We start from the raw sequence: 23,654 nt of genomic DNA, 5'->3' as shown, positions 1-23,654 counted from the left end.
CGTCAGACGGCTCGGAAGAGCTGCATCGACGTGGCCGAGACCGGGACCGTCTGGCCGGGGAGGAACTGCTCCTCCTCGGACATCGGTGCGTCGTCCGCGGAGTTCCAGATGCGCACGAACGCGGTCACGCCCTCGTGCTCGGGCAGGGTGACCTCGACCGGCTGCTCGACGCCGTGCACGATGAGCAGCACGCGGTCGAGGTCCTCTGACTCCGGCGTGCTGGTCGAGAAGAACTGCAACGTCCGGTTCCGCGGGCTCGTCCAGTCCTCGGTGCTCATGGTCGCGCCCGAGGCGTCGAACCAGTCCATGACGCTCGCGCCGGGCACCGTCGTCCCGGCGGCGGCGAAGTGCTCCGGTCGGAGGGCGGGGTGTTCGCGCCGGAGTTCGAGGAGCCGACGGCTGTGCGCGAGCAACTGGTCCTGCCAGGGCTCCCTCGTCCATCCGACCCACGTCAGCTCGGAGTCGTGACAGTAGGCGTTGTTGTTACCGCGCTGACTCCGCCCGAACTCGTCGCCCGCCGTGAGCATCGGGACACCTGCCGAGAGGAGGAGCGTACCGAGCAGGTTCCGCATCGCCTTGCGACGAGCGGCGAGGATCGCGGGGTCGTCCGTCGGGCCCTCGGCACCGTGGTTGAAGGAACGGTTGTTGTCCGTCCCGTCGCGGTTGGACTCGCCGTTCCCGACGTTGTGCTTGACGTCGTACGAGACGAGGTCGGCCAGGGTGAACCCGTCGTGGGCCGTGATGAAGTTGACGGAGGCCAACGGACCGCGCTCAGCGGAGAAGGTGTTGCTCGATCCGGCCAGACGGGTCGCGAACCCGCCGATCCCGACCGGGGCGTCCGCCCGCCTCGCGTAGTCGATGTCGGAGAGCCAGAAGTTCCGGACGCGATCCCGGTACCGGTCGTTCCACTCGTGCCAACCGGCGGGGAAGTTCCCCGTCTGCCAGCCGCCCATGCCGACGTCCCAGGGCTCGGCGATCATCTTCGCGTCGACGAGCGACGGGTCGTGGACGATCGCTTCGAGCAGGGGGTGGTCGGGCGTGAACTCGACCGCCTCGTTCCGACCGAGCGTCGCGGCGAGGTCGAAGCGGAAGCCGTCGATCTGCACCTCGTCCGCCCAGTACCGCAACGAGTCGAGTACGAGCTGCTGCGGGACCGGGTGGCCGAAGTCCACGGTGTTGCCGCAGCCCGTCACGTCGATGTAGGCGCCGGTGGCGTCCTGACGGTAGTAGGTCGCGTTGTCGATGCCGCGGAAGCTCGTGCGGGGGCCGCCGGGGCCCTCCTCGGCGGTGTGGTTGTAGACGACGTCGAGGATGACCTCGAGGCCGGCCTGGTGCAGCAGCTTCACCATGCCCTTGAACTCGCGGAGGACCTCGTCCGCTCCACCCGCCTGAGCCGTCTTCGTCGCGTAGGAGGCGTGTGGACTGAAGAAGTTCAGGGTGTTGTAGCCCCAGTAGTTGACGAGGCCCTGCTTGATGAGACGTTGCTCAGAGGTGAACGCGTGCACCGGCAGCAGTTCGACGCTCGTCACGCCGAGATCGTGCAGATGCGCGATCATCGCGGGGTGGGCGAGGCCCGCATACGTGCCCCGCAGCTCCTCCGGGACATCCGGGTGCAGCTTGCTCAGCCCCTTGACGTGCGCCTCGTACACGACGGTCCTGTCGAGCGGGACACGGGGTTTCTGCACACCGCCCCAGTCGAACGCGTCGTCGACGACGACGGAACGCCACTGCTCGGCCGACACCCGGGCGAGGCCGCGGGCGTAGGGGTCGAGCAGCAGCAGGCTCGGGTCGAAAGCGTTGTTCGGCGAGGACGGCCCGGAAGCGCGGACCGCGTAGCGTCGGCCGAGCACCAGCTCCTCGGAACTCCCACTCCAGATTCCATCGTCGTCTCGGGTCATCTCGACCGAGTGGGTGATCCAGTTCAGATCCTTGTCGTCGAAGATCACGAGTTCGAGGGCATCCGCGTGCTCGGACCACACACGGAGCTCACCACCGGACGGGCCGAGGCGGACGCCGAGATCGTGGAAGGGGTCACCAGCGTTCATGGGTTCTACAGTAGTGAGTGCGGGAGTGCGCGAAGATCCGCGGACACCGCGGCGAGGGGAGGAGCGGCATGGTGGTGTACCTGGACCACGCCGCGACGACCCCGGTGCGATCCGAGGTGATCGAGGCCTACGCGTCCGCGATGGCGACCGTCGGCAACCCGGCCTCCATCCACGGCCCCGGGCAACAGGCCCGCCGCCTCCTCGAAGAGGCACGTGAGCGGGTCGCAGCGACCCTCGGGTGCGACCCCATCGAACTCGTCTTCACCTCCGGCGGCACCGAATCCATCAACCTCGCCCTCAAGGGGCTCTACTGGCACCGCCAGCAGGATCGACGCCGCGCCGCCGTACTCGCACCGGCGGGGGAGCACCACGCCACGCTCGACACCGTCGAATGGCTCGAGCGCCACGAGGGTGCAGCCCCGCTCTGGATCCCGCTCGACGACCTCGGCCGGGTCTCACTCGCCACGGCGGCCGAGCGCTTCGCCGACCACGGCCCAGACATCGCCGTGGCGACGGCGCTCTGGGCGAACAACGAGGTCGGCACCATCCAGCCCGTCGTCCGGCTGGCGGCGCTCGCCGCAGCGGCCGAGGTGCCGTTCCACCTGGACGCGGTCTCGGCCTACGGACACCTCCCCATCGACCTCGCCGACCTTCGCGCCGCATCCGGATCGGTCGGTGCCAGTGGTCTCGTCGCGCTCAGCGTCTCCGCGCACAAGATCGGTGGTCCCGTGGGGATCGGAGCCCTGGTCGTGAGCCGCGCAGCCGTGGTGGAGCCGTTGCAGCACGGTGGCGGACAGCAGCGCGGACTCCGCTCCGGCACGCAGGACGTCGCGGCAGCCGTCGGGTTCGCCGTCGCCGCAGAGCTCATGGCGCTCGAGCGGACCGCGGAGCAGGAGCGTCTCGGCACCTTGCGCGACCGACTCGTGGCCGGCGTGCGGGCGACCGTTCCGGAGGCCGAGCTGACGGGTGATCCCAGCGAGCGACTCGCGTCGAACGCGAACTTCGTGTTCCCCGGCGCACAGGGGGACTCGATGCTCTTCCTCCTCGACCTCGCAGGGGTGGCGGTCTCGACTGGTTCCGCCTGCCAGGCCGGCGTCCCGGAACCGTCGCATGTCCTCCTCGCGATGGGTCGCCCGGAGACGGAGGCCCGATCGGTCCTCCGGATCACGCTGGGTCGGACGACGACCGAGACGGACGTGGACGACTTCCTCCGGGCCCTGCCGCGCGCGTACGCACAGGCGAGTCGGGCTGGTTCCGCCGACCGCGACACGGCGCTGGGCGCTCGTCCCTGAGCAGACGTCCCGTCACCGCTTGCGGGTGGCCGTCCGGCGGCTGGCGCGTAGACTTGCCCGGTGAAAGTTCTGGCAGCGATGAGTGGCGGAGTCGACTCCGCCGTGGCAGCGGCGCGCGCCGTCGACGCAGGCCATGAGGTGGTCGGCGTCCACCTGGCGCTCAGCCGGATGCCGGGCACGCTCCGCACCGGCAGTCGCGGGTGCTGCACCATCGAGGACTCGATGGACGCCCAGCGTGCGGCGAACCTGATCGGCATCCCCTACTACGTGTGGGACTTCTCGGAGCGCTTCAAGCTCGACGTGGTGGACGACTTCATCGCCGAGTACCGCGCCGGCCGGACCCCGAACCCGTGCATGCGTTGCAACGAGAAGATCAAGTTCGCGGCGTTGCTCGAGAAGGCGCTCGACCTCGGGTTCGACGCGGTCGTGACCGGCCACTACGCCACGATCGTCACGAGCCCCGAGGGCGATCGCGAGCTGCACCGCGCGAGTGCCTGGGCGAAGGACCAGTCGTACGTCCTGGGCGTGCTCACCGCCGAACAGCTCGCGCACTCGATGTTCCCGCTCGGCGCGACGCCGTCGAAGGCCGAGGTCCGTGCAGAGGCCGCGGAGCGCGGCTTCACCGTGGCGAACAAGCCTGACAGCCACGACATCTGCTTCATCCCCGACGGCGACACGAAGGGCTGGCTGGGGGAGCGGGTCGGCACCGAGACCGGCCAGGTCCTCGACCGCGACGGAGCCGTCGTCGGTTCGCACGAGGGTGCCCACGCCTTCACCGTCGGCCAGCGTAAGGGCCTGCACCTCGGCGTGCCGGCGCCGGACGGACGTCCGCGTTTCGTCCTCGAGGTGCGACCGAAGGACAACACGGTCGTCGTCGGGCCGAAGGAGGCGCTCGCCATCGGCGAGATCGCCGGTTCGCGCTTCACCTGGGCGGGGAGGGCTCCGGAGGTCGGTGTCGCACCGATCCCGTGCGACGTCCAGATCCGCGCGCACGCCGACCCGGTTCCTGCCGCACTGACGCTCGTCGACGGCGAGCTCGTCGTCCACCCGGAGACGCCGCTCGACGGCGTCGCTCCCGGCCAGACCGCCGTGCTGTACAGCGGGACGCGGGTCCTCGGCCAGTTCACGATCGACCGCACCGTCAGTGCGGTGCCCGTCGGAGCCGCCGCCTCCGCCTGAGGACCCCGGAACGACGGAACGCCCGACGAGCCAGGCTCGTCGGGCGTTCCGCGTCGGTCGTCAGGATCGGGTCTGTGCGCCCGCCTTGGACTTCTTGGGCTTCTTGACGAAGAGGGTCTCCGCCTCCTCGAGCGTCAGGCCGTTCGTCTCAGGGATCTTCGCGAGGACGAAGACGAACGAGAGGAGCGCGAACAGCGCATACATGCCGTAGGTCACCGGCAGGGAGAACGCGGCGAGGGCCGGGAAGCTGACCGTGATGAGGAAGTTCGCGATCCACTGCGCCATCGCCGCGACACCGAGTGCCTTCGCGCGCAGGCGGTTCGGGAAGATCTCGCCGAGGAGCACCCAGACGAGCGGTCCCCACGACGCGCCGAACGCGACGACGAACACGTTGGCGGCCACGAGGGCGATCGTGCCCCACGGCTGGGGCAGCGACACCTCGCCGGCGCTGTCGGTGACCGACTGCGTGAACGCGATCGCCATCGCGCCGAGCGAGACCGTCATGCCGATGGAACCCGCGAGGAGGATCGGCCGTCGACCGATGCGGTCCACGAGCAGGATGGCGACGACGGTGACCGCGACGTTCGTCACCGAGGTGATGACCGAGATGAGGAGCGAGTCGGACTCCTGGAATCCGACGGCCTTCCACAGCGTCGTCGAGTAGTAGAAGATCACGTTGATGCCGACGAACTGCTGGAAGATCGACAGGATGATGCCGATCCAGACGATCGGCAGGAGGCCGAAGCGTCCGCCCCAGAGGGTCGCCTTCTTCTGCTGCTCATCGTCCTTCACCGCCTGCTCGGCGAGCTTGACGGCGCGGTCCACCTCCTCCTGTGGCCAGACGGTCGCGAAGATGCGACGGGCCTCGTCCGACTTGCCCTTGCGGACGAGGAACCGGGGCGACTCGGGGAGCCGCATCGCGAGCACGCCGTAGACCACGGCCGGGAGCGCGCAGGCGATGAACATCCAGCGCCAGGCCTCGACGCCGAACCACAGCGGGTTCGAGGCGCCGCCAGCGGCGCCCGCCAGGACGGAGTCGGACAGGAGCGCGGCGAAGATGCCGAGCGTGATGGCGAGCTGCTGCAGCGAGGCGAGACGGCCGCGGATGGCACTCGGCGCGATCTCGGCGATGTACGCCGGAGCCACGACCGAGGCGATACCGATGCCGAGCCCGCCGACGATGCGCCAGATGACGAGGTCCCAGGGGGAGAAGGCGAAACCGGCTCCGAAGGAGGAGATGAAGAACAGGCCGGCACCGAGCAGCATCGTGAAGATGCGGCCGCGGCTGTCGGCGATCCGGCCCGCGAGGTAGGCGCCGAGCGCGCAACCGAGCAGCGCTGACGCGACCGCGAAGCCGATGAGCGCCTCACTGAGCGCGAAGTGGTCCTGCATCGCGTCGACCGCGCCGTTCACCACCGAGGAGTCGAACCCGAAGAGGAAGCCACCGACCGCGGCCGAGACGGAGATGCCGATGACGCGCGCGGTCAGCTGCTTGCTGGTAGGAGCTGCCCCCGTTCCCGGACTGCTGGACTGGGACATGGTTCCTCCGATTCCGCGCGCATGGTTCCTGCGGCACTGCGACACCCTACTCCTCGATGCGACCCGTCCCGACCCCGTTGCGCACATCTGGGAGGACGTGCCGGGTGTCAAGCGCCCGCCGGTGTCGGACGCCGCTCGTAGACTGGACGCCGTGGCGAACAGCACCGGACAGACCCTCCAGCAGGCATCGACCGAGGCCGAGGAACTCACCTCGCGCATCCTCGAGCTCCGCGACGCGTACTACGAGCGCGACGAGTCGCTCGCCTCCGACGAGGAGTACGACGCGATGCTCCGGCGGCTCGAGGAACTCGAGCGTCTGTTCCCCGAGCTGCAGAGCCAGGACAGCCCCACCCAGACTGTCGGCGGGCGTGCCGAGACCACGCTGTTCGCCCCGGTCACGCACCTCGAGCGCATGCTCAGCCTCGACAACGTCTTCTCGATCGAGGAGTTCCTCGCCTGGGCCGCCAAGGTCGAGCGCGACGCCGGAGGGTCCGTCCAGTACCTCTGCGAACTGAAGATCGACGGCCTCGCCATCAACCTCCGGTACGAGCGCGGCCGCCTCGTGAGCGCGGCCACGCGCGGCGACGGCGTCGTCGGCGAGGACGTCACGGAGAACGTGCGGTACATCCGTTCCATCCCCGAGCGACTGACGTCGTCCGACCCCGGGGTCGAGTTCCCGGAGGTCGTCGAGGTCCGGGGCGAGATCTTCTTCCCGGTCGAGGCCTTCCGCGAACTGAACGCCAACCAGGCGGCGGCCGGTGAACGGGTCTTCGCGAACCCGCGCAACGCGGCGAGCGGTTCCCTGCGCCAGAAGGCGGAGAGCAAGAACCCGGCCCAGCTCGCACTCATGCACGACCGGCTCGGCCGACTGCAGATGCTCGTCCACGGCATCGGCGCGTGGGAACAGCCGCCCGTCGCCCGGCAGTCACAGGTCTACGAGTTGCTGCACAGCTGGGGGCTCCCGACCTCCTCGCACTACCGGGTCCACGACGAGGCGACCGGTGCGGCGGAGTTCATCGAGTACTTCGGCGCCCACCGCGACAGCGTCGAGCACGAGATCGACGGCGTCGTCGTGAAGGTCGACGATCTCGCGCTCCACGGCGAGCTCGGCGCGACGAGTCGTGCTCCGCGATGGGCCATCGCCTACAAGTACCCGCCCGAGCAGGTGAACACGAAGCTCCTCGACATCGTCGTGAGCGTCGGGCGCACCGGTCGCGCCACCCCGTTCGCCGTCATGGAGAAGGTGCTCGTCGCCGGCAGCGAGGTGCGTCAGGCGACCCTGCACAACCAGGACGTCGTGAAGGCGAAGGGGGTGCTCATCGGCGACACCGTCGTCCTCCGGAAGGCAGGCGACGTCATCCCCGAGGTCCTCGGCCCGGTCGTCGAGCTCCGCGACGGTTCGGAGCGCGAGTTCGTCATGCCCGAGCACTGCCCCGAGTGCGGTACCACCCTCGCCCCCGCGAAGGAGGGCGACATCGACCTGCGCTGCCCGAACGCGCGGAGCTGCCCGGCGCAGGTGCGCGGACGCGTCGAGCACATCGGCTCCCGTGGCGCGCTCGACGTCGAGGCGCTCGGCGAGGTGGCGGCAGCGGCGCTCACCCAGCCGGTGGAGCCCGCGGAACCACCGCTGACGACCGAGGCCGGACTGTTCTCGCTCACGATGGCCGACATCTTCCCGGTCACGGTGATCGTCCGCGACAACGAGACCGGGCTGCCCAAGCTCAACGAGGACGGATCCGAGAAGCGCGTCACACCCTTCCGCCGCCGACGCGCCAAGAAGGACGGCGTGCACGATCCGGTCGCGGCCGAGTTCGACGGCGACGAGTCCTCGGTGCCGTCCAAGAACGCGATCGAACTCCTCGCCAACCTCGACGGCGCGAAGACCCGCCCGCTCGCACGGTTGCTCGTGGCACTGAACATCCGCCACGTCGGCCCGGTCGCCGCCCGGTCGCTCGCGGAGTATTTCGGTTCGCTCGACGCCATCCGTGCGGCCACCCGCGACGAGCTCGCGGAGGTCGACGGCGTGGGCGGGATCATCGCCGACGCGCTCATCGCCTGGTTCGAGGTCGACTGGCATCGCGAGATCGTCGAGGAGTGGACTGCGGCGGGCGTGCAGTGGGCGACACCCGGACACCCTGGGCCTGGCGCGGCGGTCGCGGCCGGTGGTGTGCTGTCCGGTGTCACCGTCGTCGCCACCGGTTCGCTCGAGGGCTTCACCCGGGAGGGTGCGCTGGAAGCGATCGTGCAGGCGGGCGGGAAGGCAGCGTCGAGCGTCTCGAAGAAGACCGACTTCGTCGCCGCCGGCCCGGGTGCCGGGTCGAAGCTCGCGAAGGCCGAAGCACTGGGTCTGCGGATCATCGACGCCGAGCAGTTCGCCCTGCTCGTCTCCGAGGGCCCGGCGGCGCTCGGCGAGCCGGACGCCCCGGCTGAGGATGTGGCCGAGGCCGAGAGCGCAGCGTCCGCCGACGAGGCGCCGACGGACTGAGTTCAGTCCGCGTCGGCCTGCAGCAGCTCGTCGCGGACCTGGCGCCGCAGCACCTTGCCGATGAGCGACTTGGGGAGTTCGTCGACGACGACGACCCGCTTCGGCACCTTGTACGGGGTGAGGATCTCCCGCGCCCAGGCTCGGAGCGCATCCGGATCCACAGTGGCACCGGGAGCCGCGACGACAGCGGCGACCACCTGCTCGCCGGAGTGGGGATCGGGGAGCCCGACGACGGCGGCGTCGGCGACCGATGCGTGCCCGCGGAGCACCTGCTCGACCTCGCTCGGCGACACGTTGAACCCGCCGGTGATGATGAGCTCCTTGATCCGGTCGACGACGGTCATGAACCCCTCCTCGTCGATGGACACGATGTCGCCGGTGCGGAACCAGCCTCCTGGGAGCAGGACGGCGGCGGTCTCCTCGGGCTTGTTGTAGTAGCCGTGGAAGACCTGCGGGCCGCGGACGAGCAACTCGCCCGCCTCGCCGGCCGGACGATCGGTCGCCGGGTCGTCGGGATCAACGACGCGCACCTCGGTGCTCGGCAGCGGGAGGCCGATGGTCCCGGGCTTCCGCGCTGTCGAGACCGGGTTCGCGGAGATGACCGGTGAGCATTCGGAGAGCCCGTAGCCCTCGACGAGGAATCCGCCGGACGCGGCTTCGAACGGGACGACGAGGTCGTGCGGTAGCGGCATCGCGCCCGAGATGGCGATCTCGGTGCCCTGCAGTGACACGCCCTGCTCGGTCGCCGCGGTCAGGAGTCGGTCGGCGATGGGCGGGACGGCGGGCAGGAAGGTCGGCGGTCGCTTCTTCATGACCTTGAGGACGAGCGCCGGGTCGAACTTCGGGAAGAGGACGAGGCGCGAGCCCATGCTCATGGCGAACGTCAGGCAGAGCGTCAGGCCGTAGGCGTGGAACATCGGGAGCACCGCGTAGACGACGGCCTCCCCACGCTTGACCGTGGGCACCCAGGCGCGGGACTGCGCCGCGTTCGCGAGCAGGTTGCCGTGGGTGAGTGCGGCACCCTTGGGCGAACCCGTCGTCCCGCTCGTGTACTGGATGAGTGCGAGGGCGTCGGTCGCGGGCTTCGGGTGGCTCGCCGGCAGCGGCCCCGAGGTCAGGAGCTGCTCCCACCGCACGGTGCCCGACACGGGCGCGGTGAGCTGGGCCCGTGAGGCTCTCGCCTTCGGGATGGGCAGACGGAGAGCAGCGCGCATGTGGAGCGGCATCGCCCGGGTCACGTCGATCGTCACGAGCGAGTGCACCGCCAGATCGGCCGGGAAGTCCTGCAGGTGCTCGGCGACCTTGTCCCAGACGATCGCGAACGTCGCGCGGTGGTCCTCGAACTGGTGGCGGAGCTCTTGAGGGGTGTAGAGCGGGTTGTGCTCGATGACGACGGCGCCCAGCCTGAGGACCGCGTAGAACGCGACGATGTGCTGCGGGCAGTTCGGGAGCATGAGGGCGACGGGGTCTCCCGCCCGGACACCGAGTGCGCGCAGGCCGGCGGCGGCACGGGCGATGAGCGCCTCGAGCTCCGTGTAGGTGGTGGTCGACCCGAAGAACTCCAGCGCGACGGCGTCCGGGTAGCTCGCGGCGGAGGCTTCGACGAGATCGCCGAGGCTGCCGGTCTGCTCGGGGATGTCGTCCGGCACGTCGGCGGCGTAGCTCGCGAGCCAGGGACGCTCGTGCGGGGGACGGGGACGGCTGCTCGAGTCGTTCTGGGTCACCGTCCCACTGTAGGGGCGGAGCCCGACGGACGACCACGTCCCTGGCGAATAGACTGGAGCGACCGCCACCGCTACACGTACGGGAGACGCATGTCGGAAATCACTACCGAGCAGGTCGCGCATCTCGCGAACCTCGCTCGAATCGCCCTGAGCCAGGACGAGATCGCCCACCTCACGACGGAGCTCGACTCCATCGTGGACAACATCCAGAAGGTGCAGCAGGTGGCCACACCTGACGTCCCGGCGACGAGCCACCCGATCCCGCTCGAGAACGTGTACCGCGACGACGTCGTCGGCAACACGCTCACGCGGGAGCAGGCGCTGCAGAACGCGCCGGAGTCGGCCGACGGTCGCTTCAAGGTCTCGGCGATCCTGGGGGAGGAGCAGTGAGCGGGTTGATCGGTCTCACGGCAGCCGAGCTGTCGAGCAAGCTCCGCGCTGGCGAGGTCTCCAGCGTCGAAGCGACCCAGGCGCACCTCGACCGCATCGCGCAGGTCGACGGCGACGTCCACGCATTCCTCCATGTGTCGGACCACGCGCTCGACGTCGCCGCCGACATCGACGCACGCCGTGCCGCGGGCGAAGACCTCGGCGAGCTGGCGGGCGTCCCGCTCGCCATCAAGGACGTCCTGGTCACGACGGACATGCCGTCCACCTCGGGGAGCAAGATCCTCGAGGGATACCTGTCACCGTTCGACGCGACCGTGGTCGCCCGGTCACGTGCCGCCGGTCTCGTGCCGCTCGGCAAGACGAACATGGACGAGTTCGCCATGGGCTCGAGCACAGAGCACTCCGCGTACGGCCCGACCCACAACCCGTGGGACCTCGACCGCATCCCCGGCGGTTCCGGCGGTGGCTCCGCTGCCGCGGTCGCCGCGTTCGAGGCGCCCATCGCCCTCGGCAGCGACACCGGCGGGTCCATCCGCCAGCCGGCGCACGTGACCGGCACGGTCGGCGTGAAGCCCACCTACGGCGCGGTCAGCCGCTACGGGGCGATCGCGCTCGCCTCCTCGCTCGACCAGGTCGGGCCGGTCAGCCGCACGGTCCTCGACTCGGGCCTCCTCCACGACGTCATCGCCGGGCACGACGCCCTCGACTCCACCTCGCTCCGCGACGCCTGGCCGTCGATGGCCGCTGCGGCCCGCGAGGGAGCGCGCGGCGACGTGCTGCGCGGCCTCCGGGTCGGCGTCGTCACCGAGCTCAACGGTGAGGGCTTCCAAGCCGGTGTGAAGAGCCGCTTCCAGGAGGCGCTCGCGGTGCTGGAGGCGAACGGAGCCGAGATCGTCGAGGTCTCCGCTCCGAACTTCGAGTACGCCGTCGCCGCCTACTACCTCATCCTCCCGGCCGAAGCGTCGAGCAACCTCGCGAAGTTCGACTCGGTGCGCTTCGGTATGCGGGTCACGCCCGAGGGCGGCGGCACGGTCGAGCAGGTCATGTCCGCGACGCGCGAGGCCGGTTTCGGTCCCGAGGTTAAGCGACGGATCATCCTCGGCACGTACGCGCTGAGCGCGGGTTACTACGACGCCTACTACGGCAGCGCCCAGAAGGTCCGGACGCTCATCCAGCGCGACTTCGCGGCGGCGTTCGACCAGGTCGACGTCCTCGTGAGCCCGAGCGCCCCGACGACGGCGTTCAAGCTGGGCGAGCGTATCGACGACCCACTGGCGATGTACCTGAACGACGTCACCACCATCCCGGCGAACCTCGCCGGCGTGCCCGGCATCAGCGTGCCGATCGGTCTCGCTCCGGAAGACGGTCTGCCCGTCGGCATCCAGTTCATGGCGCCAGCGCGGGAGGACGCCAGGCTCTACCGGGTCGGCGCCGCCCTCGAGGCGCTCCTCGAATCGACGTGGGGGCACACCCTCATCTCGCAGGCACCCGCTCTCGGAGGTCGGTAACCCATGGCCAAGGACAAGCTCCTCTCCTACGAAGAAGCCCTCGAACTGTACGAGCCGGTGCTCGGCTTCGAGGTGCACGTCGAGCTGAACACCAAGACGAAGATGTTCTCCTCGGCGCCGAACGGCTTCGGCGACGCTCCGAACACGAACGTGTCGCCCGTCTGCCTCGGTCTGCCCGGGTCGCTCCCGGTCGTGAACGAGCAGGCGGTGCGGTACTCGATCAGCCTCGGGCTCGCCCTCGGCTGCTCGATCGCACCCTCGAGCCGGTTCGCGCGGAAGAACTACTTCTACCCCGATCTCGCGAAGAACTACCAGATCTCGCAGTTCGACGAGCCGATCGCGTTCGAAGGCTCGGTCGACGTCGAGCTGGCGGACGGCACCATCGTGACGGTGCCGATCGAGCGCGCGCACATGGAGGAGGACGCCGGCAAGCTCACGCACATCGGCGGCTCCACCGGCCGTATCCAGGGTGCCGAGTACTCGCTCGTCGACTACAACCGCGCGGGTGTGCCGCTCGTCGAGATCGTCACCAAGCCGATCTACGGCACCGAGCACCGGGCACCCGAGATCGCGAAGGCCTACGTCTCCGCGATCCGCGACATCGTCGTGGCGCTCGGCATCTCCGACGCGAAGATGGAGCGCGGGAACCTCCGCTGCGACGCCAACATCTCGCTGCGCCCGCGCGGCCAGGAGAAGCTCGGCACGCGCACCGAGACGAAGAACGTCAACTCCCTGCGTTCCGTCGAGCGCGCCGTCCGCTACGAGATCCAGCGGCAGGCGGCGATCCTCAAGGACGGCGGATCCATCGTCCAGGAGACGCGGCACTGGCACGAGGACACCGGTGCCACGTCCGCCGGCCGGCCCAAGAGCGATGCCGACGACTACCGGTACTTCCCGGAGCCCGACCTGCTCCCGGTCGTGCCGTCGCCCGAACTCATCGAGGAACTCCGAGCGGCCCTGCCCGAGCAGCCGGCCGTCCGCCGCCGACGGCTGAAGAGCGAGTGGGGCTTCACCGACCTGGAGTTCCAGGACGTCGTGAACGGTGGTCTGCTGAACGAGATCACGGCCACCGTCGAGGCCGGCGCCGCTCCGGCCGCCGCACGGAAGTGGTGGACGGGCGAGATCTCGCGGATCGCGAACCAGCGCGACGTCGAGGCGACGAGCCTCGTGTCACCCGAGCACGTCGCGGCACTCGCGGCGCTCGTCGAGGCCGGAACGCTCAACGACAAGCTCGCGCGCCAGGTGCTCGAGGGCGTCATCGACGGGGAGGGCACTCCTCAGGAGGTCATCGACGCTCGCGGTCTCGCGCTCGTCTCCGACGACGGTCCGCTGATCGCCGCCATCGACGAGGCACTGGCCGCTCAGCCGGACGTCCTCGCCAAGATCCGCGACGGCAAGGTCCAGGCCGCCGGCGCGGTCATCGGCGCCGTGATGAAGGCGATGCGCGGACAGGCCGATGCGGCGCGTGTGCGCGAACTCGTCCTGGAGCGCGCCTCGCAGTAGCGGTCACTGCTGCACCCTCGGGCCCGAGCCACCGTCGACGACGGCGGCTCGGGCCCGATGTCGTCGGCCAGGGGAAGCCCTGGTGCCGACTGCTGGCCCGGCATACACTTCCGCCATGCTGGTCGAAGGCACCATGCGGTGGCAGGTCACGGAAGACGCTCCGATGGCCCTCATGCTGGCGCTCGCGTTCCGCGACATGGCAGGGCTCGGGGAGCGATGCGTCGCGCAGCTTCCCGCAGTCACACCGGGGCTGGAGCGGGTCGACGTCGCCGGCCTCGACCTCGACGCGCTCGCGGTCCAGTTCGATGGATGGTGGACCGGGATCGCCCGTCGCGACACGCGCCTCTTCATGGCCGAGGTCCGTCCACCACACTTCGAGGTGTTCGATCGAGCCCTCGACCTGCAGGAGCTCGCCTACCGGGCGTACGACGAGGCGCACCGATGGGCGTCGGCTCGAATCCGCGAGTACGAACGCGCGCTCGCAGGTCGATCGCCGAGCCGTCTCACCGACGTCTACGAACTCATCCGCGAGCGTCAGTTCGAGTTGCGTCGGCAATCCAGCTCGTTCCGGTTGGACCTCGAGGTGCTCCCGATCTGCCGACCGGGGGCCTGGGTGGTCGCGCCCGACACGATCGTGGTCAGTGAGTCGCTTCGGGACGACCGGGAGGCCTTCCGCGAGTGGCTACGACCGTTGGTCCACGGCCTGGTCTGATCCGCTCGCGACGCCCTCGACCGGCCGACGGGTCGGGTTCAGGAGCACGACCGCGATGATCGAGCCGAGAGCACCTGCAGCCGCCATGGTGGCGGTGAGCGGGTGGGAGATCTCCGCGAAGGGCATGATGAATGCGCTCGCGAGCGCGATCCACACGGCGACGTGTGCCGGCTTGCGCTCCGGGTCGAGGCGCAGCTTGCGGGGGTGCTCGACACGGCCGAGGAGTGTGCCGACGCCCGCGAGCAGGACCGCGACGACGAGCAGCACGACCGGTCGGGTCCACCACCATGCCGCGCTCAGCGGTTCCGCGAAGGGGATGCCGAGGGCGAGCTGGAGACCGGCGACCGCGATGATCAGGGGGAGATGCCAGAGGTACACCGTCATCAGCCGGGACCCGATGAGGAAGACGACCGCTCGCGCGGCGCGGGTCCGCATGATGGCGGTGAGCAGTGGGTGCACCAGGGCGAGCAGGGCGAGCTGCCCGACGCCGAGGACGACGAGGGGGAGGGTCGGTGGGTTGAGGTTGCCGAGCATGCTGGTCGAGTACGGCAGCCAGGTCGTGATCGGCACGAGCGCACCGTAGGAGACCAGCACCACGGCCACGAGGACGAGGCGAGGGACGGTGCGGAGACGACCGTCGGCCAGGAAGAACCCGAACTGCTGCAGCAGCGGCCAGACGAACACCAGGTTGACGAGACCGATGCCCAGGAGGCCGGTCGAGTACCGGACGACGTCGACGAGGATCACGCCGGCCAGCAGTGCCGCACAGGTCAGGACGGGGTGGCGGTCGTGGCAGGTGGCGAGGAACGGGGCGACCGCCTGGCAGAGCAGGTAGGCGGCCAGGAACCAGAGCGGGGACCCGACGCCTGCGGCGACGGCCTCGATGATGGCGGGGTCGACACCGAGCGCCCCGGCGAGCCACAGCCCCGCGGCGAGGAAGAGCAGGACCGGGATCGTCGGCAGGGCGAGTCGGAAGACCCGGGACCGGAGGAAGTCCCTGGTCCCGTCACCACGTCGGACGGTGCTGCGCCAGCCGGTGATCGTCGCGAAGCCGCCCACGATGAAGAACAGCGGCATGATCTGGCCGAACCAGGTACCCGTGTCGAACCAGGGTTGCTGCTCCAACGCTCTGGAGATGCCGATCGTGCCGTCCGGCTCGACCGCCACCGCGACCATCAGGAGGTGGACGATGACGACTGTCATGACGCACGCGACGCGCACGAGGTCGAGGGCGAGGTCCCGCCCGGAGAGGTCTGGGACCGCCGGGGCCGACCCGGTCCGCGTTGGCGTGCTCATCGCCGGACAGCCTAGCGCCGCCGAGCCCTCCCGCCTCGGCCCTTGTGGAGAGCGTGTCGGAGGCGACTGCGACAATGGAGTCATGAGTCGGCAGGATGGAGCGTCTCGTCGCGTCTCGGCGCACGATGCCGACGACAGCGGTACCCCCATCCTCCACGTCGACATGGACGCGTTCTTCGTCTCGGTCGAGCTCTTGGAACGGCCCGAGCTGCGCGGTCTGCCGATCATCGTCGGCAACAAGGAGGGGCGGTCGGTCGTCACCTCCGCCAGTTACGAGGCACGCCGGTACGGCGTGCGCGCGGCGATGCCGGTGTCCCAGGCGATGCGCCTCTGTCCGAGCGCCGTCGTATTGCCGCCCCACCACGGCCGGTACCGCGAGTACTCCGACCGGGTGATGGAGGTGTTCGAGTCGGTCACGCCGCTCGTCGAGCCACTGAGCATCGACGAGGCGTTCCTCGACGTGTCGGGTGCGGTCCGGTTGCTCGGGAGCCCACGGACGATCGCCGCACTCGTGAAGCAGCGGGTCCTCGACGCGACCGGCCTGCCGTGCTCGGTCGGCCTCGCGTCGACGAAGTACGTCGCGAAGCTCGCCTCCGGCCTGTCGAAGCCCGACGGTCTGCTGGTCGTGCCGGCCGACGAGACCCTGGCGTTCCTCCACCCGTTGCCGGTCGGTGCGCTGTGGGGCGTCGGTGGGCGGACGGAGGAGCAGCTGACGAACCGGGGCATCCGGACCATCGGTCAGCTCGCGTCCACCCCGCTGTCGATGCTCCAGCGCGCGGTCGGTGAGGCCTCCGGTCGCCGACTCCTCGAGCTCGCGAACGGGATCGATCCGCGCGGCATCGAGCTGGCACGACGCGAGAAGAGCGTCAGCCACGAGGTGACCTTCCCGACGGACGTGTCCGACCCGACCATCCTCAAGCGCGAGCTGCTGAACCTCGCCGGTCTCGTCGCGATCCGGCTCCGGAAGGGCGGCTACGCCGGACGGACGATCAGCATCCGCGTCCGCTATGCGGACTTCAGCGTCGTCACCCGGTCGCGCACCATCGGCGAGGCCACGAACGTCGGGCGCCGGGTCTACGACGAGGCGGCGTCGCTCTTCGACGACCTCGATCGCGGTGGACGCCTCGTGCGCCTCGTCGGGGTGAAGGTGGACCAACTCGTCCCCGCCGATGAGGCCGGTGCCGGGCTCTGGGACCCGGACGAGGAGTGGCGTGAAGCCGAGCAGACGATCGACCGGGTCGCGAGCCGGTTCGGCGATCTCGCGATCGCTCCCGCCTCCCTCCTCGGCAAGCCGAGGCGTCGCGGACTCGGCAGTCGCGGAGACTCGCAGGGTGCTGGGAGCACGGATCAACCCCTTGGACCGGTGGATACCGAGCGGTAGCCTCGCGGTATGACGAATCTCGTGGAGAAGCTGGCAGAACAGGCGAAGGGGCTCGGCGTGTCCGCAGCCTATGGGGAGCAGCAGGACGTCGACGGCACGAAGCTCGTGCCCGTCGCACTGACGTACTACGGCTTCGGCGGCGGCTCCGAAGGCGACGGCGACGACGCCCCGAGCGGCGGTGGCGGCGGTGGCGTCTCGATCCCGGTCGGCGCCTACATCAAGACCGCCGAGGGTCTCCGTTTCGACCCGAACCTCATCTCGCTCATCGCCGTCGCGATCCCGTTCATCTGGGTGAGCGGCAAGGCTCTGGCCGGCCTCATCAAGGCCCTCAAGAAGTAGCGCTCCCCGTCGAACCCCTGTCGTGCGACTGCGCACGGCAGGGGTTAGACTCGTGCCACCACGGGAGTCCGGTGAACCGGGCTGAGAGGAAGGTATTCGCCTTCGACCGTCGAACCTGATCTGGATCATGCCAGCGCAGGGAGACCATTTCTCGCTATCCCGTGCTCTTTTCCGTCTACAGGAAGGGCACGTATCGTGTCAGCATCGACCAAGATCTCACCCTCTGAACGCGCTGCGTCGCGGACCTTGCGCTGGAGGGTCGTCGACATCGTCGTGGTCGCCGTGCTCGGCGTCGCGACCGGCCTCATCTTCTGGGCGTGGAACACGCTCGGATCACTCTGGTACGCGGGCGCCAGCGCCGTCACGCCCGGTTTCGGCGGGATCGCCGTCGGGATATGGCTCCTCGGTGGGGTGCTCGGCGGACTCATCATCCGGAAGCCCGGCGCTGCGCTCCTCGTCGAGACCATCGGAGCAATCGTCTCCGCCCTCATCGGCAACGCGTGGGGTGTCACGACGGTGTACTCCGGCCTCGCTCAGGGCCTGGGGGCCGAGCTGGTGTTCGCGGCGCTCGCGTACAAGCGCTTCGGCCTCGTTCCGGCGATCCTCGCCGGTGCCGGAGCCGGGGCCGGCGCGTGGCTCCTCGAGCTCGTGATGTCGGGCAACCTCGAGAAGGGTGTCGAGTTCAACGCGATCTACCTCGGTTCGCTGCTCGTCTCGGGCGCGATCCTCGCCGGTGTCGTCGGCTGGGCACTCGTCAGGGCACTCGCGTCGACCGGAGCGCTCAGTCGGTTCGCGTCGGGGCGGGACGCTCGGCGCGAGGTCTGATCGTGCCGGGAACGGCTGCGACCGGTCCGGCGCGCGTCGTCGCGCGGGACTGGGGGTGGCGTCATGCCGGTCGGAAGGCCTGGGCGGTGCGCGACCTCGACCTCGTGATCGAACCGGGCGAACGGGTCCTCCTCCTGGGGGCGTCCGGTGCCGGCAAGTCGACGCTGATCCACGCACTGGCCGGCGTCCTCGGCGGCGCGGACGAGGGGGAGTCCAACGGCTCGCTCCTCGTGGACGGCGTTCCGCCTGAACGGGCGAGGGGTCGCATCGGGCTCGTGCTGCAGGATCCCGACTCGCAGGTGATCCTGTCCAAGGTCGGTGACGACGTCGCCTTCGGCTGCGAGAACCTCGGCGTCGAGCGCGAGGAGATCTGGCGCCGCGTGGACGCCTCACTGGAGGCCGTCGGACTGGACCTGCCGCTGGACCACTCGACCTCGGCGCTGTCCGGCGGTCAGAAACAGCGGCTGGCCCTCGCCGGGGTGCTCGCCATGCACCCCTCGCTCCTCCTGCTCGACGAACCGACCGCGAACCTCGACCCGGCCGGGGTGGCCGAGGTGCGAGACGCCGTCGCTCGGCTGGTCGATGACGGTTCGTCCACCCTGGTCGTCATCGAACACCGCGTCGAGGTCTGGCGTGAGCTGATGACCAGGGTCGTCGTGCTCGACGCCGACGGCGGTGTCCTCGCCGACGGGCCACCCGACCTCGTCCTCGACGACGTCGGGCAGCGCCTGGCCGACGCGGGCGTCTGGGTGCCCGGCATCCCGCTGGGGTTGGCCCCTCGTCAGGTGTCCGGTCCATCAGCGGCGGTCATCACGACCGACGACCTGGCGATCGGTCGGACGCGCGCCCAGCCGGTGCAGGAGCACCTGCGCCTCGCGGTGCCCGAGGGCGCGGCGACCGTCATCGTCGGCCCCAACGGCGCGGGGAAGTCCACGCTCGCGCTCACGCTGGCGGGACTGCTGCCGGAGATCGCGGGGACGGTGACCGCCGCTCCGCAGCTCGCCGGCAGGCTGGGGTCCCGGCCGATCCGCTGGAAGTCCACCGAGTTGCTCACGCGCATCGGGACGGTCTTCCAGGATCCCGAGCACCAGTTCGTCTCGTCGACCGTGCGGAACGAGCTCGGCGTCGGCCTGCAGGCGCTCCGCTGGCCCCGGACCGCCATCGACGAGCGGGTCTCCGAGATCCTCGAGGCGCTCGGACTGGGGCGTCTGGCCGAAGCGAACCCGTTCAGTCTCTCGGGCGGTCAGAAGCGCCGGTTGTCGGTGGCGACCGTCCTCGCGGCCCGACCGGCGGTCATGGTCCTCGACGAACCGACGTTCGGGCAGGATCGACGCACATGGTTGTCACTCGTCCGCCTGCTGCAGCAGGAGCTCGAGCGCGGCGCGACGATCGTCTCCGTCACGCATGACGCGGGGGTCGTCGAACATCTGGGCGACCATCACATCCTCCTCGAACCGCTGGAGCTCGGGAGGCGGGCCGCATGACGAGCGTCACTGCAGCGGAGCGCTCGACGGTGTTGCACCATCGACCGCCACTCGACCGGGTGAATCCGGTGACGAAGGTGCTGGCCGTCCTCATCCTGTCCGTCCCGTTGCTGCTGACGATCGACTGGGTGAGTGCGAGCACGGCGGTGCTGCTCGAAGTGATGCTGTTCCCGCTCTCCGGCCTGCGGTTCACCGCGTTGCTGAAGCGGGCACTGCCGGTGCTCGTCTTCGCGCCCGTCGGCGGGATCAGCATGCTGTTGTACGCGAAGCCGGGAGGGACGGAGTACCTGTCGCTCGGGTTCGTCAGGGTGACGGACAACTCGATCGCGCTGGCGGTCGCCGTGACGATCCGCGTATTGGCGCTCGGTCTCCCGACGATCCTGCTCTTCGCGCGGGTGGATCCGACCGATCTGGCCGACGGGCTGTCCCAGATCGCGAAGCTGCCGTCGCGGTTCGTGCTCGGGATCCTCGCTGGAGCGCGGATGCTCGGACTCTTCATCGACGACTGGCGCAGTCTCGCGCTCGCCCGTCGTGCCCGTGGGCTGGGGGACCGGGGAGTGGTCCGTCGGTTCGCGTCCATGGCGTTCGTCCTGCTGGTGTTCGCCATCCGCCGCGGGAGCAAACTCGCGACGGCGATGGAGGCGCGGGGGTTCGGGGCACCGATCGAACGCACCTGGGCCAGACCGTCCCGCCTGGGCCGGGCCGATCTCCTGGCTGTGCTGGTGACGATCGTGATCATGGCTCTCGCGCTCTCCACGGCGGTCCTCGCCGGTACGTTCCGGGTCGTGGGTCAGTGAGCGCGGTTCCGCCGGTCCTGCTCATCGACGGTCGGTCGGGCACCGGGAAGACGACGCTCGCCTCCTCGGTGGCGTCCGCGTTGACGGCCAGCACGGTCGTCCACATGGACGACCTGTATCCGGGGTGGGAGGGGCTCGACGAGGGTGCTCGACTCCTCGTCGAGTGGATCCTGAAGCCGTTCTCCGAGCGGCGCGCGGGGGAGTGGCGGCGCTGGGACTGGGAACGGTCCGACCGCGCGGAGGCGCACCTCGTGCCGAGCGACCGTCCACTCATCGTCGAGGGTTGCGGGTCGTCGTCGCGATCCTCGCGGGTGCTCGCCGATACGGTGCTGTGGCTCGACGCGCCGGTGGTGCAGCGCACCGACCGCCTCATCGGGCGCGGTGACGGTGTCGACTGGCTCGCGGGATGGACCCTCCAGGAGGATGCGTTCATCGAGCGGGAGCGGCCCGACCTCGACGCCGCTCTCCGAATCGAGGCGACCGGCGCCGCGGACCAGGTCTCATCCCTCGTCCTCGACACCCTTGCGCGCGACGAAGCGAAACGCTGGAGCCCCTGGCTCCGTTCTTGAAACCCAAGGTCCGGCTTCCCGGTCCCCGAAGCTTGTCGAAGGGTGGTGCCCCCGGCAGGATTCGAACCTGCGACCAAGAGATGAGAAGGCTCCGCGATGTCGGGTGGTGTGCCCCCGGCAGGATTCGAACCTGCGACCAAGAGATTAGAAGGCTCCTGCTCTATCCCCTGAGCTACGGAGGCGGGCGTCGTCCAGGATACCGCAGCGGTGTCTCAGGCGCCGACGCCGAGGAGGCCGAGGACACCGAAGACGAGCGACAGGGCTGCGAGGACGAGGGCGATGCTGATGAGGATGACGTGTACGCGCAGGAACGTCGTCGCACGTCCCTGATCGTCGCGGGCACGCGGGTCGGCGACGATCCGCTTGAGGAAGCGGGGCCAGACGACGACGTTGTAGACACCGTTGACGAGCAGCAGGACGGAGATGGCGATGATCACCGCTCGAGTCTACGGAACCGGCGGCGTCGGTCGTGCTGAGTAGACTCGACCCATGAGCACAGCTGGGGACCGTCTGGTCTGGATCGACTGCGAGATGACCGGACTCGAGCTGGAGGTCGACGAACTCGTCGAGATCGCCGTCGTGATCACCGACTTCGAACTGAACATCCTCGACCCGGGTTACTCCGTCGTGATCAAGCCCGACCAGTCGGCACTCGACAACATGGGTGAGTTCGTGACGAACATGCACCGCACGTCGGGGCTGCTCGAGGAGATCCCGACCGGCGTGAGCGTCGCGGACGCCGAGTTCCAGGTCATCGAGTACATCCAGCGCTTCGTCCCCGACGAGTCGAAGGCGCCGCTGGCCGGGAACACCATCGGGACCGACCGCGGATTCCTCGCGCGGTACATGCCGCGGCTCGACGCCCACCTGCACTACCGCAACGTCGACGTCTCCTCCATCAAGGAACTGGCCCGTCGGTGGTACCCGCGGGTCTACTTCAACGCCCCGTCGAAGCACGGCGGACACCGCGCGCTGGCGGACATCCTCGAGTCGATCCGTGAGCTCGCCTACTACCGCGGAGCGTTGTTCGTCGACCTCCCCGGCCCGTCCTCCGACGACGCGAAGCAGGTTTCGGAAGCGGTCGTGTCACGGTACGCCCCAAACATGTAATAGACTCATCCAGTCGCTTGTGACGCGGTCTCCGCGGAGCAGGTCGCATGGTGGGTATAGCTCAGTTGGCAGAGCGCCTGGTTGTGGTCCAGGAGGTCGCGGGTTCAAGCCCCGTTACTCACCCCATGTCGTACAGAAGCCGGAGGATCCCTCCGGCTTCTGTCGTATCCGGGGAGCGGGCATGTTGGAGCTGGACACCGAGGCGTTCGAAGCCCTCGTGGTGGACGAACTCGACCGCTTGCCCGACGAGATGGTCGACGGTCTCGACAACGTCGTCTTCGTCGTCGAGGACCGCCCTGAGAACGGCACGCTCGACACGCTCGGGCTGTACGACGGCGTCGCCCTGACGGAGCGCGACCGCTACGGCTTCGGCGAGATGCCCGACCGGATCATCGTCTACCGCGAGCCGCATCTGGCGGCGTGCGAGACCCTCGACGAGCTCGCCGACGAGATCCACACCACCCTGGTCCACGAGATCGCGCACTTCTACGGCATTGACGACGAGCGACTGCACGAGCTCGGCTGGGCCTGAGACCCGCCTCGCCCACCGAGCCGTGTTTCCGGTGTGTTGCGAGTGCCTCGGAGTTCCGGGTGCGCCTCCGGTGAGCGAGTAGCCTGGGGACATGCGCGAGATCCAGGCCCGCATCATTGCGGAACTCCATGTCAGCCCCACGATCGACCCGGCGGCCGAGGTCCGTTCCCGGATCGACTTCCTGAAGTCGTACCTGCGGGCGACGCACACGAAGGGGTTCGTGCTCGGGATCAGCGGGGGACAGGACTCGTCGCTCGCCGGGCGCCTGTGCCAGCTCGCGGCGGAAGAGGTCCGAGCCGAGGGTGGGGAGGCCCGGTTCGTCGCCGTCCGTCTGCCGTACGCGGTGCAGCACGACGAGGACGACGCCCAGTTGGCGCTGTCGTTCATCCGCCCGGACGACTCCGTCGTGTTCAACATCCAACGTGCGGTCGACGGGTTCGAAGCCGAGTACGCGGATGCGACCGGTGAACCCCTCAGCGACTTCGTCAAGGGCAACGCGAAGGCGCGGGCACGGATGGTCGCGCAATACGCGATCGCCGGTCAGCAGGGGCTCCTGGTCGTCGGGACGGACCACGCGGCCGAGGCGGTCACCGGGTTCTTCACGAAGTTCGGCGACGGCGGGGCCGACGTGCTCCCGCTCAGCGGCCTGACGAAGCGTCAAGGGCGGGCGCTCCTGGAGTCGCTCGATGCTCCGGAACGTCTGTACCTGAAGGCGCCGACCGCCGATCTCCTCGACGGCACTCCCGGCCAGACCGATGAGGAGAACCTCGGGCTCAGCTACCAGCAGATCGACGACTTCCTCGAGGGGAGCGAGATCGATCCGGTGGCCGCTGAAGCGATCGAGGCCCGGTACGCGGCGACGGAGCACAAGCGACAGGTCCCGGTCAGCAAGTTCGACACCTGGTGGCGCTGACAACGCACCCCTGACACGAAGACGGCGGCCC

The 23,654-nt window shown here is 69.5% G+C and carries 21 protein-coding genes, 2 tRNA genes and 1 riboswitch; of the genes, 17 read left to right on the top strand and 6 right to left on the bottom strand.

The window, feature by feature from the left end; genetic code table 11:
• Nucleotides 1-2: 2 nt before the first annotated feature.
• Complete coding sequence (gene glgX / locus CCK91_RS07790; RefSeq protein WP_086473543.1) at nucleotides 3-2,045, bottom strand: glycogen debranching protein GlgX; 2,043 nt, start codon at nucleotides 2,043-2,045, stop codon at nucleotides 3-5.
• A gap of 68 nt (nucleotides 2,046-2,113) precedes the next feature.
• On the opposite strand from glgX, the gene CCK91_RS07785 reads away from it, so the two are divergent.
• The gene (locus CCK91_RS07785) at nucleotides 2,114-3,337 is read left to right on the top strand and encodes a cysteine desulfurase family protein (protein ID WP_086473542.1); all 1,224 of its coding nucleotides are present in this window, start codon (nucleotides 2,114-2,116) and stop codon (nucleotides 3,335-3,337) included.
• A gap of 60 nt (nucleotides 3,338-3,397) precedes the next feature.
• Nucleotides 3,398-4,516 (top strand): tRNA 2-thiouridine(34) synthase MnmA, encoded by a 1,119-nt coding sequence (gene mnmA / locus CCK91_RS07780; RefSeq protein WP_229938575.1) that lies wholly within the window; start codon nucleotides 3,398-3,400, stop codon nucleotides 4,514-4,516.
• A gap of 60 nt (nucleotides 4,517-4,576) precedes the next feature.
• On the opposite strand, the gene CCK91_RS07775 is transcribed toward mnmA, so the two are convergent.
• Nucleotides 4,577-6,055, bottom strand: a complete 1,479-nt coding sequence (locus CCK91_RS07775) for a sugar porter family MFS transporter (RefSeq protein ID WP_079705678.1) — start codon at nucleotides 6,053-6,055, stop codon at nucleotides 4,577-4,579.
• 151 nt (nucleotides 6,056-6,206) lie between these two features.
• On the opposite strand from CCK91_RS07775, the gene ligA reads away from it, so the two are divergent.
• A complete protein-coding gene (ligA, locus tag CCK91_RS07770; RefSeq protein ID WP_086473816.1) occupies nucleotides 6,207-8,540 on the top strand; it encodes an NAD-dependent DNA ligase LigA in 2,334 nt (777 codons plus the stop codon).
• Nucleotides 8,541-8,542: 2 nt separating this feature from the next.
• On the opposite strand, the gene CCK91_RS07765 is transcribed toward ligA, so the two are convergent.
• On the bottom strand, nucleotides 8,543-10,264 hold the full coding sequence (locus CCK91_RS07765) for a long-chain-fatty-acid--CoA ligase (RefSeq protein WP_242664452.1): 1,722 nt from the start codon (nucleotides 10,262-10,264) through the stop codon (nucleotides 8,543-8,545).
• Nucleotides 10,265-10,354: 90 nt separating this feature from the next.
• Between CCK91_RS07765 and gatC the strand changes: the two genes are divergently transcribed.
• The 4 genes from gatC (at nucleotide 10,355) to CCK91_RS07745 (ending at nucleotide 14,377) form a co-directional block, all read left to right on the top strand.
• Nucleotides 10,355-10,654, top strand: a complete 300-nt coding sequence (gene gatC, locus CCK91_RS07760) for an Asp-tRNA(Asn)/Glu-tRNA(Gln) amidotransferase subunit GatC (protein ID WP_064295120.1) — start codon at nucleotides 10,355-10,357, stop codon at nucleotides 10,652-10,654.
• Nucleotides 10,651-12,162: an Asp-tRNA(Asn)/Glu-tRNA(Gln) amidotransferase subunit GatA gene (gene gatA / locus CCK91_RS07755; RefSeq protein WP_064295121.1), complete on the top strand. Its 1,512-nt coding sequence runs from the start codon at nucleotides 10,651-10,653 to the stop codon at nucleotides 12,160-12,162. The genes gatC and gatA overlap by 4 nt, the downstream gene beginning before the upstream one ends.
• Nucleotides 12,163-12,165: 3 nt before the next feature.
• Nucleotides 12,166-13,665 (top strand): Asp-tRNA(Asn)/Glu-tRNA(Gln) amidotransferase subunit GatB, encoded by a 1,500-nt coding sequence (gene gatB / locus CCK91_RS07750; RefSeq protein ID WP_086473540.1) that lies wholly within the window; start codon nucleotides 12,166-12,168, stop codon nucleotides 13,663-13,665.
• Nucleotides 13,666-13,780: 115 nt separating this feature from the next.
• Nucleotides 13,781-14,377: a hypothetical protein gene (locus CCK91_RS07745; RefSeq protein WP_086473539.1), complete on the top strand. Its 597-nt coding sequence runs from the start codon at nucleotides 13,781-13,783 to the stop codon at nucleotides 14,375-14,377.
• Here the strand turns inward: CCK91_RS07745 and CCK91_RS07740 are convergent.
• Nucleotides 14,348-15,673 (bottom strand): acyltransferase family protein, encoded by a 1,326-nt coding sequence (locus CCK91_RS07740; protein WP_086473538.1) that lies wholly within the window; start codon nucleotides 15,671-15,673, stop codon nucleotides 14,348-14,350. The genes CCK91_RS07745 and CCK91_RS07740 overlap by 30 nt on opposite strands.
• Before the next feature lie 82 nt (nucleotides 15,674-15,755).
• Here CCK91_RS07740 and dinB point away from each other — a divergent pair, with 82 nt between their 5' ends.
• The 6 genes from dinB to CCK91_RS07710 all read left to right on the top strand — a co-directional run bounded on the left by dinB (nucleotide 15,756) and on the right by CCK91_RS07710 (nucleotide 21,068).
• A complete protein-coding gene (gene dinB, locus CCK91_RS07735; protein ID WP_085510654.1) occupies nucleotides 15,756-17,054 on the top strand; it encodes a DNA polymerase IV in 1,299 nt (432 codons plus the stop codon).
• A 9-nt stretch (nucleotides 17,055-17,063) separates the two neighbouring features.
• Nucleotides 17,064-17,393, top strand: a complete 330-nt coding sequence (locus CCK91_RS07730) for a hypothetical protein (protein WP_086473537.1) — start codon at nucleotides 17,064-17,066, stop codon at nucleotides 17,391-17,393.
• Nucleotides 17,394-17,443: 50 nt separating this feature from the next.
• Nucleotides 17,444-17,552: riboswitch (TPP riboswitch) on the top strand.
• A 36-nt stretch (nucleotides 17,553-17,588) separates the two neighbouring features.
• The gene (locus CCK91_RS07725; protein WP_086473536.1) at nucleotides 17,589-18,218 is read left to right on the top strand and encodes an ECF transporter S component; all 630 of its coding nucleotides are present in this window, start codon (nucleotides 17,589-17,591) and stop codon (nucleotides 18,216-18,218) included.
• A gap of 2 nt (nucleotides 18,219-18,220) precedes the next feature.
• Complete coding sequence (locus CCK91_RS07720; RefSeq protein ID WP_242664448.1) at nucleotides 18,221-19,702, top strand: ABC transporter ATP-binding protein; 1,482 nt, start codon at nucleotides 18,221-18,223, stop codon at nucleotides 19,700-19,702.
• Complete coding sequence (locus tag CCK91_RS07715; RefSeq protein WP_086473535.1) at nucleotides 19,699-20,499, top strand: energy-coupling factor transporter transmembrane component T family protein; 801 nt, start codon at nucleotides 19,699-19,701, stop codon at nucleotides 20,497-20,499. Before CCK91_RS07720 ends, CCK91_RS07715 begins: the two co-directional genes overlap by 4 nt.
• The gene (locus CCK91_RS07710) at nucleotides 20,496-21,068 is read left to right on the top strand and encodes a hypothetical protein (RefSeq protein WP_086473534.1); all 573 of its coding nucleotides are present in this window, start codon (nucleotides 20,496-20,498) and stop codon (nucleotides 21,066-21,068) included. The genes CCK91_RS07715 and CCK91_RS07710 overlap by 4 nt, the downstream gene beginning before the upstream one ends.
• A 109-nt stretch (nucleotides 21,069-21,177) precedes the next feature.
• Here the strand turns inward: CCK91_RS07710 and CCK91_RS07705 are convergent.
• Together CCK91_RS07705 and CCK91_RS07700 are read right to left on the bottom strand one after the other, a co-directional pair.
• Nucleotides 21,178-21,250: transfer RNA gene (locus CCK91_RS07705), tRNA-Arg, on the bottom strand.
• A gap of 30 nt (nucleotides 21,251-21,280) precedes the next feature.
• On the bottom strand, nucleotides 21,281-21,505 hold the full coding sequence (locus tag CCK91_RS07700) for an SCO4848 family membrane protein (protein WP_064295131.1): 225 nt from the start codon (nucleotides 21,503-21,505) through the stop codon (nucleotides 21,281-21,283).
• Nucleotides 21,506-21,557: 52 nt separating this feature from the next.
• On the opposite strand from CCK91_RS07700, the gene orn reads away from it, so the two are divergent.
• From orn to nadE, 4 genes are all read left to right on the top strand, one after another.
• Nucleotides 21,558-22,178, top strand: a complete 621-nt coding sequence (gene orn / locus CCK91_RS07695; protein WP_086473533.1) for an oligoribonuclease — start codon at nucleotides 21,558-21,560, stop codon at nucleotides 22,176-22,178.
• A gap of 50 nt (nucleotides 22,179-22,228) precedes the next feature.
• Nucleotides 22,229-22,304: transfer RNA gene (locus CCK91_RS07690), tRNA-His, on the top strand.
• 55 nt (nucleotides 22,305-22,359) lie between these two features.
• On the top strand, nucleotides 22,360-22,710 hold the full coding sequence (locus CCK91_RS07685; RefSeq protein WP_064295133.1) for a metallopeptidase family protein: 351 nt from the start codon (nucleotides 22,360-22,362) through the stop codon (nucleotides 22,708-22,710).
• Between the two features lie 91 nt (nucleotides 22,711-22,801).
• Nucleotides 22,802-23,623: an ammonia-dependent NAD(+) synthetase gene (gene nadE, locus CCK91_RS07680; protein ID WP_085510661.1), complete on the top strand. Its 822-nt coding sequence runs from the start codon at nucleotides 22,802-22,804 to the stop codon at nucleotides 23,621-23,623.
• The last annotated feature ends 31 nt before the right edge of the window (nucleotides 23,624-23,654 follow it).

Origin of the sequence: Plantibacter elymi (nom. nud.) (genome assembly GCF_900177795.1) — a bacterium.
Classification (GTDB): domain Bacteria; phylum Actinomycetota; class Actinomycetes; order Actinomycetales; family Microbacteriaceae; genus Plantibacter; species Plantibacter elymi.
The sequence above is the reverse complement of the archived record's forward strand: the minus strand, read 5'-3'. Positions and strand labels throughout refer to the sequence as shown.